An 11543-nucleotide genomic window follows, 5' to 3' on the forward strand; every position below is an offset into this window, starting at 1 on the left:
GTCGAGTCCAGGCGTTAACTGGATTGCACTTACACACGGACGTTCGCCGATACTGGCGTCCCGGACTTCTGTCCGGGAACAACGGTTCGATTCCGTTGGTCGGTATTAAGGCGGCCATAGCGGCGGGGCAACTCCCGTACCCATCCCGAACACGGAAGATAAGCCCGCCTGCGTTCCGGTCAGTACTGGAGTGCGCGAGCCTCTGGGAAATCCGGTTTGCCGCCTGCTATTCATACTTCATCAAGCCTCGAACAGCACTGCTGCTGTTCGGGGCTTTTTGTATTTGTAGCGCGGAGTGGCGACGCTCCGTACCGCTACGTTTAAGCGAGCGAGCGCAGTACGACGAGACAGTGCCAAGGTGGCAGAGTCCGGCCTAACGCGGCGGCCTGCAGAGCCGCTCATCGCCGGTTCAAATCCGGCCCTTGGCTTTTTCGCGTGCTGTCGATCGCCGAGTCAGTAGTCTCGGGGCGTCGCCGTCGTGGGTAACGCGGCGGGAAAGTAACGATTATACGACGCCCTCTCTACGCTTCGAGTATGCAACGACGTGCTGCGGCGGTGTCCGTCGTGGTCTTCCTTCTGCTGGCGGCCGGCGCGTACACGTTCATCGGCGCCGCTCAGCAGCCCGACGTGACACTTGAGGACCCGGATTACACGGTCTCCGCTGACAAGACGTTGACGGTGGCGGGGACGTCGTACAGCTTCACGGAGGTCTCGGACGGCTCCGCGACCGCGGAGTGGACTAACGAGTCCGCGCGGTACACGGAGTCGTGGTCGGCCAACGACACGGTGGTCTACCAGGGTGACGACTACTCGGTCGTCATCCCGAACCAGACCGAGCCGACGGAGTTCGAGCTCCGCGAGGTCCAGACGGTCGACCGGCCGACCGTCGAACAGAACGGCACGACGTACGTCATCGTCGAGGAGGACGGTGAGCGGCGGCTCGTCGAGCGCGACGAGTACCTCGACGATCCGGTCGTCCACAACTTCGCGGAGGGCGACGCGATCGAGCGCCCGAACAACGACAACGAGACGCGCGTCGCGTCGGTCACGAATTCGTCGGTGACAATCGAGTGGTTCGCGCCGCGGACCAACGAGGTCAGTTTCAGCCAGGGCGAGAACACCACACTCGGTGACACGGCGTACCTCGCGCACTTCGAGCAGCAGGACGGTTCGACAGTCCTCCAGTTGACGACCGACTACGAGGACTACCACTCTGACGTGGACGCCCAGCAGGAGTTCCACGAGCGCACGAACGGGCTCTGGGGCATCGTCATCCTGAGCACGCTCGCGGCCGCGCTGCTCTCGATGCTGGCGTTCATGCCGTCGCGGTACTGACGCCGCTACGGCGTTCCGTCACCGTTAACGTGTTCCGCGGCGAGGCGTCGTGCATGCAACAGCTATTCGCTGATACGCTCGACGTCTACGGCGTCCTCGTGGGCGTGTTCGTCGCGCTCGTCGGCCTCGGGACGCTCGTCGGGATGCCGTGGCAGTACACCAACAGCGGCGTCGTCACCGTCCTCCAGGCGCTCGGCGCGCTCGGTGCCGTCGGCCTCGGCGTCGGTCTCACCTGGCTTGCACACACGCAGTCGTAGTCGCTCATTCTCGTTCGGCCGTCGATACCGATAGTGGCAACGCCAACCACGTTCAGTCGAGCCCCGGTTCTACCCGTTCTACGGTCGGAAGTCCCGGGTTCGACGCCGCTCATCAGGGTTCGCCGATACACGGTGTCTTCGAGCTGAACTTCCGGCACGCATCGCTGCTCACGTGCGCTCGCAGTAGAAACGGGCCGAGAGGGATTTGAACCCTCGACCGTCTGGTTAAAAGCCAGACGCTCTGCCGGACTGAGCTATCGGCCCTCGATTTCACGTCGGGCGGCGCGACGTTAAACGTTTACCATCCAGCGAAACCCTTAGGCGGCCGTCGGCGAACCGATTCGTATGAATGGAGTGCGCGACTTCGCGTCCGACCTCGTCTCGTTCGCGTCGACGGACGGCGGGGAGGCACCCGTGTCGGCGTGGTTCGCGGCGCGCCTGGAGGAACTCGGGTTCGAGACCTACGAGTGGGAGGTGGACGCGGCGTTACTGGCCGAGCACCGGTCGTTCCCGGACGACCCGGACGCGATTCGAGCAGCCGACCGGCGCAGCGTCGGCGGCGTCCTCGAATTCGGCGACCCGGACGCGGGACCGACGCTCGTGTTGAACGGGCACCTCGACGTCGTGCCCGCCGACGAGGCGGTGTGGTCGTCGCAGCCGTTCGAGGCGCGGTGGCGGGGGGACGAACTGACGGCGCGCGGCGCGGCGGATATGAAGTCCGGGCTCGCGGCGTGCGTGTTCGCGGCACTCGCACTCGCGGAGCGCGACCTGAACGGACGAGTCGTCGTCGAGGGCGTGGTCGGCGAGGAGGCCGGCGGCGTCGGTGCGGCGACCGCAGCGCTGGACAACCCCTATCCCTTCGACCGGGACGCCGCGATTATCGCGGAGCCGACCGCGCTCACTCCCGTGGTCGCCTCGGAGGGGAGCCTGATGAAGTGCCTGCGATTGACCGGGCGGTCCTCGCACGCGGCGACGCCGTGGCGCGGCGAGTCCGTCCTCCCGCACTTCGACAGCATCCGGGAGGCGTTCGCGGACCTCGCCGAAGAGCGCGAGCAGACCGTCACCCACCCACTGTACGAGGAGTTCCCGACGAAGTGGCCGGTCGTCTGTGGCACGGTCGAAGCGGGCGAGTGGGCGTCGACGGTCCCCGCGTCACTCACCGCGGAGTGGCGCATCGGCGTCGCGCCGGGCGAGACCGTCGCCGAGGTCGAGGAAGCGTTCGACGAACGACTCGCGGCCGTCGTCGACGATAACGAATGGCTAGCCGAGCACCCGCCCGCCTTCGAGCGCTTCACCGTCCAGTTCGAGGCGTCGGAAATCTCGCCCGACGAACCCGTGGTGCGAGCCGTCCAGTCGGGGATGCGCGCGAACGACCTCGCGGAGACCGCGCCGCGGGGCGTGACCTACGGTGCGGACGCGCGCCACTACATCGAGGCCGGGATTCCGACCGTGATGTTCGGCCCGGGGAGCATCGAGCAGGCGCACTTCCCGGACGAGACTATCGACTTCCGGGAGGTCGAGACGGCGGTGGACGTACTCGCTGACGCGGGTGAGGCGTTCCTCGCGGAGAACTAGAGGTAGTCGCGGAGCGCGTCGGCGACGACGTCGTCGGCGTCGCGGTCCGACACGGTCGCGTGCCGGCGGAGGTCGCGGTACACCGGCGACGGGAGCGTGACCGTGAGTTCGCCGGGGGTGACGCCGAGTTCTTCGAGCACTTCGTCGAGGGAGTCGCCGTCGTTGACCGCGCTGGCGGCCTGCCGGACGTTCCGGACGGTGAGGTCGTTGTCGACGACGGCCCACGCGAGGAGGTAGCGGTCGTCGCCGCCGACGCGCGCGATGTGTTTCGCGGCGGTCGGCGGGATGTGGCCGGCGGCGACGTGCTCGCGGACCGCCCGCGGGAGGTCGTGGACGCGCGCCCACTTCCGGATGAACGAGACGCCGACGTCGCCGTCCGCGCGCTCGGCGGCGGCCTTGTAGGATTCCTCCGCGCGGACGAGCGCGGCGCAGGCGGCGGCCCCGCGGAGCATGTAGAGGTGGCTGTCGCCGAGTTCGTTGCGCGCGAACGCGCCGACGGTCTCCGCGGCTTCGGCGACGCTGTCTGGGTCGTCGGGGTCGAACGAGACGGCTTCGCGGGCGTGCTCGCCGGTGAGGCGTTCGTCGCCGCGGACGACCGGCTCGCCGACGGGTGATTCGCGGTCCGTCGGCGGGAGCCGCTCCTCGTCAGTCATGGCGTCCAGTAACGGCGTTGCGCGTAAAACACCTACTCCTCGTCGTCGTGGCTCTCCCGGCGCTCCGAGAGGTGCTCCCAAATCTCCGTGCAGCCGGCTCCGGGTTCGACGTCGGCGAGGTGGTCGTCGTCGCGGTCCGGTGTCTCCTCGCGGTCGGCGTCGCGTTCGGCGTGTTGGTTCACTCGCCGTCCACCTCCGCTGTGAACAGCTCGGGTGCGGCGTCGGCGGACGCGTGTTGGCGGTGGCCACGGGTGCGGGTATGCATACTCCACGGTACGGCACACACACGGATAACTGTCGCTTAGCGCGCAACGCCCGCCAGCGCTGGCTGGTACCAGAGAGTCTTGACGGTAGTGAGGACGGCAGGCAGGCGTTGCCAGCGCCGACGGGGGGACACGGCTGGACCCCCTAGCGAGAGTATGGCGACGCGACTGCGGCTGCTCGACGACGCCGCGTGGGTGAGCGTGAACGACGAGCGTGCGGTGGGGACCAGCGAGGTGTGGCCGGTCGCGGAGAGCTTCTGTTCGTGCTCGCTCGCGTGGCTCGTCGTCGAAGCGTTCGTCGACGTGGGCGCGGACGGGCGGCGCGTGGAGGCGCGGCCGCACGGGCACTGCCTGAACTGCGGGGAGTCCGGAACGGCACCGTGGCTGCCGGTCGGGAAGGTGACCGACGACGGCTTCGAGCTGGTCGAAGGTGTTCGGCGATAGCGGTAAAAGTATCCGCTACCGGACGGTCGCGGGGAACCTTGACACCAAGCACGCTTTGGTAAGGGCGGAAACCGAGTATGCTTCTATATGCCAACGGACGTGGAGCGATGGAAAGACGAGGTCTACGGTAACGAAATCCGGGAGCACCTCTTCCGGTTCGCCGAGGAGGGGTGGGACGCCATCCCCGAGGAGGAGGAGGACGCCTGGTTCGAGCGCTTCAAGTGGTGGGGACTGTACCACCAGCGGAAGGGCCAGGAGAGCTACTTCATGATGCGCATCGGGACGCCCAACGGCGTCCTTGAGCCCGGCCAGCTCCGCACGGTCGCGGAGGTCGCCGACGAGTACGCCCGCGGCCCGGTCGACAATCCGGAGTTCGGCGCGGCGTACTGTGACTGGACGACCCGCCAGTCCATCCAGCTGCACTGGATCAAACTCGAAGACGTGCCGGACATCTTCGAGAAGCTCGAGGAGAACGACCTCACGACCCAGCAGGCGTGTGGTGACTCGTGGCGCAACATCGTCGGCTGCCCGGTCGCCGGGAAGGACACCCACGAGCACATCGACGCGTGGCCGGTCGCCGAGGAGCTCCACGAGACGTTCAAGGGCAACGACGCCTACTCGAACCTCCCGCGCAAGTGGAAGGTCTCCGTCACGGGCTGCGACCAGGGCTGCGGCCAGGGCGACATCAACGACCTCGCCTTCGAGCCCGCCGAGAAGCACGGCGAACTCGGTTTCAACGTCCGCGTCGGCGGTGGGCTCTCCCGCAAAGAGCCGCGCCTCGCTCGCGACGTCGACATCTGGGTGCCCGAGGAGAAGGCCACGGACATCGCGGCGGCCGTGACCGAACTGTTCAACGATCACGGCGACCGCGACAACCGCTACAACGCACGCATCAAATTCCTCGTCGACGAGTGGGGCGCCGACAAGGTTCGGCGCGTCCTCCAGGAGGACTACACCGACTGGGACCTCGAATCCGCGGGCGACGACCTCCGCGACCAGTACACGTACAACGCGGGCGGCCACGAGCACGGCGACCACGTCGGCGTCCACGAGCAGCCCGACGGCAACTACTACGTCGGCCTGAACGTGCTGGTCGGCCGGCAGGGCGTCGAGGACGTCTACGAACTCGCCGACCTCGCCGACGAGTACGGCAGCGGCGAGGTCCGGCTCACGCAGCGCCAGAACGTCATCGTGACGGACATCCCCGAGGAGGATCTCGACGACTTCCTCGCGGCGGACCTCTTAGAAGATTACTCGCCGGACCCCCACCCGTTCATGCGGGGCTCCATCGCGTGTACGGGAACCGAGTTCTGCTCGCTGTCCATCGTGGAGACGAAGAACCGCCAGGTGCGGTACGCGCGCTGGCTCAAGGAGAACGTCGACGTCCCCGACGGCGTGACGGACTTCCACATCCACCTCTCGGGCTGCACGGCGTCCTGTGCGCAGCCCCAGATTGCGGACATCAGCCTCCGCGGGATGAAGACCCGCAAGGACGGCGAACCCGTCGAAGCGCTCGACGTCGGCCTGGGCGGCGGGCTCGGCGAGAACCCCCACTTCGCGGAGTGGGTGGAGATGCGCGTGCCCGCCGACGAGGTGCCGGGGTACATCCAGAACCTGCTGGCGACCTACGAGGACGAGCGCCAGAACGACGAGACGTTCCGTGACTTCATCCAGCGCCAGGAGGAGGACGCGCTCCAGGAGCTCGCGGACCCCGAGGAGACGGACTACGACGACCCGTACATGCACAACACGAAGATGACGTGGTACCCGTACGCGGACGACGACGACATGGACGCCAGCCCCGCGCCGACGAACGGCGAGGGCGAACCCATCTCCGCGGACGACTGACGCGACCGCGCTTCTCGTTCTCCTCTCACGCTCCGCTTTCTACTGCCGCTGTCGAAACACCCACCCACGCGGAGCGCGTGCTCTCCCCATGGCCGACCGCATCATCAAGGTCAACGCGTACACGACGTTCACCCTCCTCGACGGCGAGGCGGAGGGCCACGGCTGGACCGAGGACGCGCTCGCCGTGCTCAACGTCACGACCGACGACGGCGACGTCCGCCTCGAAATCGAACTGGACAACACGGACACCGAGCACGTGCCGGCCCACGCCGAGCGCGCGACCCTCTCCCCCGAGGAGGCCCGCGAACTCGCGGGCGAACTCGAGTCCTACGCCGACCGCGCGGAGAGCGACGAGTAACTACACCGTAATCGTCGGGCCGCGGTCGGGCGCGCTCGCGTCGAAGCCGTCCGCACGCAACTGGTCGGCGAACCACTCGCAGCGGTCGCCGTGGTTGACGAGCACCTCGCTGCCGCGGTAGTCGTCGAGGAACTCGCGCAGGCCCTCGCGGTCGGCGTGCGCGGAGAAGTCGTAACTGTTGACGCGCGCGGCGACCCGGAGATGGCGGCCGTCGATTTCTGCGCTGCCCGTGTCGAGGAGTTCGCGGCCGGGCGTCCCCTCGACCTGGTACCCCGTGAGCGCGACTTCGTGCTGGGGGTTGCCCGAAATTTCCGGGACGTACGTCATCGCGGGGCCGCCCGAGAGCATCCCCGCCGTCGTCACGATGGCCGTCGGTTTGTCGGCGATGCGCTTTCGCTGGCCGTTCCGCGTGGATTTGTCGAGGAGGCGCGCGTGGCCACGCGCTTCTTGGAACGCGTCGGCGTCCCGGAGGAACTCGCTGGTCTGTTTGAACCGCTCCGTGACGGCGACGCCCATCCCGTCGACGTAACAGGGGATGTCGTGGGCGGCACACACCATGAACAGTTCCTGCGTGCGCCCGACCGCGAACGCGGGGACGACGGCGGTGCCGCCGCCGCGAATCGTCTCCGCTACGGAGGTGGCGAACGCGTCCTCGATGCTCGCGCGGTCATCGCGGGTCACGTCCGCGTACGTGGCTTCGGTAATCACGACGTCGGCGTCGGGCCGGGCGGTCGTGCCGGCGAGCAAGCGCTGGTCCTCCGTGTTGAAGTCCGCCGTGTACAGCAAGCGGGTGTCGCCGTCGTCCACCAAGACGTGTGCGCTCCCGGGGATGTGGCCGGCGTCGTAGAGCGTGATTTCGTAGCCGGCGGCCTCGAACGTCTCCCGGTAGCCGTGCGTCTCCGAGACCTCGCCGAGCGCGGCGACTTCCGCGCGCGTGAACGGACAGTCGTAGCGGCCGCCGCGCTCGCCGCCTCCCTGTAGTTTGAGCGTGTCCTGCGCGAGCAACCGCGTGAGATCGCGTGTGGGCGGTGTCCAGTGAATCGGTGGGCGGCGCGTGCCGGCGACGAGTGCGGGGACGGCGCCGGCGTGGTCGAGGTGGCCGTGGCTGACGACGACCGCGTCCGGGTCGACGTCCTCGGGGTAGCCCGGGGGCGTCCCGGGCTTCATCCCGTAGTCGAGCAGCAGCGAGTCGTCGACGAGAATCGCGCTGCGCCCGACTTCGCGCGCGCCGCCGAGAAACCGCAAGTCCATATGCGTGGTAGGGGCGCGCGCTGTTTGGCTCCGTCGGTCCAGTCAGTCTCAGCGACCCCAGAATCCGGCCGCCACAGCCGTTGTGTGGGTTGTTACCAACCATATCAGAGCCGCCGCCCGTAACCCCGTTCCCGAACGTGTTCGGTTGCGTTCCCGGGACCTTGTACTGTGGTTTCCGGTTTACGTGTGTGTGCCCCTGACCGACGACGTGAGGCAAACATGGACGAGCACTACTCGCGCAGACGGTTCCTCGCAAGCACTGGCGTCGTCGGTGTCGCAGCGCTCGCCGGCTGTTCCGGCGGTGGCGACAGCGGCGGTGGTGGCGGCGGTGGCGGGACGACGGCCGAGCCGACCGAGACCGAGAGCGGCGGCTCCGGCGAGGAGTGGGTACAGACGAGCACCGTCGACATGACCGACGAACTGGTCTACGAGCCCGAACGCATCGAGGTCGAGGCCGGCACCACGGTGACGTGGGAGACGACCGGCGCGGTCGGCCACACGGTGACGGCCTACGAGGACAACATCCCGGACGGCGCGGAGTACTTCGCGTCCGGCGACTTCGACTCCGAGCAGGCCGCCATCGACGGCTACAACAGCGGCCAGGAGGGCAACGTGCCGCAGGGCGAGACCTACGAACACACGTTCGAGACGACCGGCACCTACGAGTACTACTGCATCCCGCACGAGATGAGCGGGATGGTCGGCTACGTCCGGGTTGTCTAAGATGTCCCAACACACTCCCGACGACGCAGACGAGACGCTCAACCCCGAGGCGGTCGTCGAGCGCCACGAGAACCAACTCGACGACCTGCTCGCGGAGGTCGACGAACCGACCCCCGAAGAGGACTCGACGACGCTGGAACTGGCCGGCCTCGAACTCTCCCGGCGTGACTTCGTGAAGGCCGGCGTCGCGACCGGCGCGATGGCGGGGCTGGCGGGCTGTTCGGGCAACATCGGCGGCGGCAGTTCGAACACCACGACCAGCTCGGACGGGTCGACACCCGACCACAAGGTCGCGCCCGGCGAGCACGACGAGTACTACGGCTTCTGGTCGGGCGGCCAGTCCGGCGAAATCCGCATCATCGGCATCCCGTCGATGCGCGAATTGATGCGCATTCCCGTGTTCAACACGGAGGCCGGCCGCGGCTACGGCTACGACGACCAGACCGCGGAGATGCTGGAGGGCGCCGGCGACTACACGTGGGGTGACAACCACCACCCCGTGCTGTCGGAGACGGACGGCGACTACGACGGCGAGTACCTCTGGGTGAACGACAAGGCCAACGGCCGCATCGCCCGGGTGAATCTGAAGTACTTCGAGACGGACGCCATCACGGACGTCCCGAACATGCAGGCCATCCACGGGTGTTCCGTGCAGAGCCCGGACACGGAGTACATATTCGGGAACGGCGAGTTCCGCACACCGCTGCCCAACGACGGCCGCGACCTCGACAACCCCGACGAGTACGTGTCGCTGTTCTCCGCCATTGACCCCGAGTCGATGGAGACCCAGTGGCAGGTGAAAGTCGACGGCAACCTCGACATCGTCGACACCGACAAGGACGGCCGCTGGGCCATCTCGTCGGCGTACAACGACGAGGGCGGCGTCACGGTCACGGAGATGACCCGCGACGACCGCGACTACGTGAAGGCATTCGACGTGCCCGCCATCGAGGAGGCCGTGCAGGCGGGCGAGTACGAGGAAGTCAACGGCGTGCCCGTCGTCGACGGCACGCAGGACAGCTCGCTGAACCAGGGGGACAGCCCCATCGTGCGGTACATCCCGACGCCGAAGAGCCCGCACTGCGTGGAAATCGGGCCGAACGGCGACTACGCGTTCATCGCGGGAAAACTCTCCCCGACGGTCACCATCCTCGACATCGACGCGCTGGACTCCTCCAGCGACCCCGAGGACGTCGTCGCCGGCCGACCGAACGTCGGCCTCGGCCCGCTGCACACGACCTTCGACGGGAACGGCCACGCGTACACGTCGCTGTTCATCGACTCCCAGGCCGTCAAGTGGGACATCCAGGCGGCGGTGGAGGCCGAGGAGGGCTCCTCGGACCCCGTCATCGAGAAGCAGGACGTCCACTACAACCCCGGCCACATTCAGGCCGTCGAGGCGATGACGACTGACCCCGACGGCGAGTGGCTGGTGAGCCTGAACAAGCTCTCGAAGGACCGCTTCCTGCCGGTCGGCCCCATCCACCCCGACAACGACCAGCTCATCCACATCGGCCAGGGCGAGAAGGAGATGGAACTGGTCGCCGACCACCCCGCCTACCCCGAGCCCCACGACTGCGTGTTCGCGCACAAGGACAAACTCGACCCCGCGACGACGTGGGACAAAGCCGACTACGAGGGCGACAAGGAGTTCGTCACGAAGGAGAACTCCCGGGTCGAGCGCACGGGCGAGCGCTCCGTCGACGTGAAGACGTCCTCGATGCGCTCGGAGTACGGCCTCAAGGACTTCACCGTCAAGGAGGGCGACGAGGTGACGCTCACGGTGACGAACATCGAGGGCGTGCGCGATGTTATCCACGGGGTCGCCATCCCCGAGCACGACGTCCACCTCGCCATCGCGCCCCAGGACACCCGCGAGGCGACGTTCACGGCCGACGAACCCGGCGTCTACTGGATCTACTGCACGTACTTCTGCAGCGCGCTCCACCTGGAGATGCGCTCGCGGATGCTCGTCGAACCGCGCGACGACTGACCGACCCTGTCTGTCATCCACTCGACGGCCATCGGCGGCCTCCCCGGGGCGCCGGCACGCTCGCCGTGTCGGCGCGGCCCGCGGGGGTCGCAACCGGTGGTTCGTCGCGCGAACCCCGGGCAGGTGACACCATGGACTACGAGATTCCCGACCCCTCGGCTTTCCGCGAAGTCCGGCGCGCGCTCCCGCTCGCAGCGGCGGTGCTGTTCGTCGCGGCGCTGTTCTTCCCGATGTGGCGCATCGCCGTGGACGCCGTGCAGTACCCGTCGACGACGCTGCACCTCGAACTGTACGCCTACCCCCGCATCGCGGGCGACTACGCGGAGATGGCGAACCTCAACAAGTACATCGGCTTCTACTACCCCGACCCGGTGTACTGGCAGCCGAACTACGAGCCACACCCGTACGCCGTGGACGTGCCGGAGTGGTCGTTCGGCCCGCTGGCGTTCGTCGCGGTGTCGGCGGCCACGCTGTTCGTCTCGCTGGCGCCCGACGCCCGCCGGCTGAAGCGCGGGCTGACCGCCCAACTAGTCGGCACCGTCGTCGTGTTCGGCGTGATGCTCGCGGACATCCAGTACCGGCTCTACCAGGCCGGCCACACGCTCGACCCGGACGCGCCCGTGATGGGCGTCGAGGGGTTCACGCCGCCGCTGTGGGGCCAGTACCACGTCGCAAACATCACCAGTTACAGCCGCTTCGGGCTGGGCGCGTACATGGCCATCGTCGCCGTCGCGTTGCTCGTCGTGGCGTTCTACTTCCGGGACAGCGACGCGACGTTCGGCGACCTCGCCGCGCGCATCACGAACCGAGACACCACAGCAGACGCGGAGGCTGCGAGGTGAC

12 protein-coding genes, 2 tRNA genes and 1 rRNA gene are annotated in these 11543 nt (G+C 67.7%); 11 read left to right on the plus strand and 4 right to left on the minus strand.

The genetic code is table 11. The annotated features are described in order from the left end of the window. The first annotated feature begins 106 nt into the window (after nt 1–106). The 4 genes from rrf (at nt 107) to LPA46_RS07675 (ending at nt 1592) form a co-directional block, all read left to right on the plus strand. Nucleotides 107–228 (plus strand): 5S ribosomal RNA (gene rrf / locus LPA46_RS07660). Between the two features lie 124 nt (nt 229–352). Beyond that, a tRNA-Cys gene (locus tag LPA46_RS07665) sits at nt 353–428 on the plus strand. 106 nt (nt 429–534) lie between these two features. Then, nucleotides 535–1335 carry a hypothetical protein gene (locus tag LPA46_RS07670; RefSeq protein ID WP_230892028.1) on the plus strand — a complete coding sequence of 267 codons (801 nt, stop codon included), beginning with the start codon at nt 535–537 and terminating at the stop codon, nt 1333–1335. A gap of 53 nt (nt 1336–1388) precedes the next feature. Beyond that, on the plus strand, nt 1389–1592 hold the full coding sequence (locus LPA46_RS07675; RefSeq protein WP_230892029.1) for a hypothetical protein: 204 nt from the start codon (nt 1389–1391) through the stop codon (nt 1590–1592). Between the two features lie 190 nt (nt 1593–1782). Here LPA46_RS07675 and LPA46_RS07680 read toward each other — a convergent pair. Next, nucleotides 1783–1856, minus strand: a tRNA-Lys gene (locus LPA46_RS07680). 81 nt (nt 1857–1937) lie between these two features. Here LPA46_RS07680 and LPA46_RS07685 point away from each other — a divergent pair. Further along, nucleotides 1938–3167 carry a M20 family metallopeptidase gene (locus tag LPA46_RS07685; RefSeq protein ID WP_230892030.1) on the plus strand — a complete coding sequence of 410 codons (1230 nt, stop codon included), beginning with the start codon at nt 1938–1940 and terminating at the stop codon, nt 3165–3167. Here the strand turns inward: LPA46_RS07685 and LPA46_RS07690 are convergent. Further along, on the minus strand, nt 3164–3820 hold the full coding sequence (locus LPA46_RS07690) for a DUF7119 family protein (protein ID WP_230892031.1): 657 nt from the start codon (nt 3818–3820) through the stop codon (nt 3164–3166). The genes LPA46_RS07685 and LPA46_RS07690 overlap by 4 nt on opposite strands. Before the next feature lie 32 nt (nt 3821–3852). Then, a complete protein-coding gene (locus LPA46_RS07695; protein WP_230892032.1) occupies nt 3853–4002 on the minus strand; it encodes a hypothetical protein in 150 nt (49 codons plus the stop codon). Between the two features lie 237 nt (nt 4003–4239). Between LPA46_RS07695 and LPA46_RS07700 the strand changes: the two genes are divergently transcribed. The 3 genes from LPA46_RS07700 (at nt 4240) to LPA46_RS07710 (ending at nt 6733) form a co-directional block, all read left to right on the plus strand. Then, complete coding sequence (locus tag LPA46_RS07700; RefSeq protein WP_230889434.1) at nt 4240–4527, plus strand: hypothetical protein; 288 nt, start codon at nt 4240–4242, stop codon at nt 4525–4527. Nucleotides 4528–4614: 87 nt separating this feature from the next. Further along, the gene (locus LPA46_RS07705) at nt 4615–6375 is read left to right on the plus strand and encodes a nitrite/sulfite reductase (protein WP_230889433.1); all 1761 of its coding nucleotides are present in this window, start codon (nt 4615–4617) and stop codon (nt 6373–6375) included. 88 nt (nt 6376–6463) lie between these two features. Beyond that, a complete protein-coding gene (locus LPA46_RS07710) occupies nt 6464–6733 on the plus strand; it encodes a DUF6360 family protein (RefSeq protein WP_230892033.1) in 270 nt (89 codons plus the stop codon). Here the strand turns inward: LPA46_RS07710 and LPA46_RS07715 are convergent, their stop codons facing one another. Then, nucleotides 6734–7984: an MBL fold metallo-hydrolase gene (locus tag LPA46_RS07715; protein ID WP_230892034.1), complete on the minus strand. Its 1251-nt coding sequence runs from the start codon at nt 7982–7984 to the stop codon at nt 6734–6736. 219 nt (nt 7985–8203) lie between these two features. Between LPA46_RS07715 and LPA46_RS07720 the strand changes: the two genes are divergently transcribed. The 3 genes from LPA46_RS07720 (at nt 8204) to LPA46_RS07730 (ending at nt 11542) form a co-directional block, all read left to right on the plus strand. Then, entirely contained in the window at nt 8204–8707 is a 504-nt protein-coding gene (locus tag LPA46_RS07720; protein ID WP_230889430.1) for a plastocyanin/azurin family copper-binding protein, read from the plus strand. A gap of 1 nt (nt 8708) precedes the next feature. Then, a complete protein-coding gene (nosZ, locus tag LPA46_RS07725; protein ID WP_230892035.1) occupies nt 8709–10700 on the plus strand; it encodes a TAT-dependent nitrous-oxide reductase in 1992 nt (663 codons plus the stop codon). Between the two features lie 131 nt (nt 10701–10831). Further along, nucleotides 10832–11542, plus strand: coding sequence for a hypothetical protein (locus tag LPA46_RS07730; RefSeq protein ID WP_230892036.1), 711 nt, complete (start codon nt 10832–10834; stop codon nt 11540–11542). Nucleotide 11543: the final 1 nt, after the last annotated feature.

The sequence above is a fragment of the Halobacterium sp. KA-6 genome, from assembly GCF_021029015.1.
In the GTDB taxonomy this organism is placed as follows: Archaea; Halobacteriota; Halobacteria; order Halobacteriales; family Halobacteriaceae; genus Halobacterium.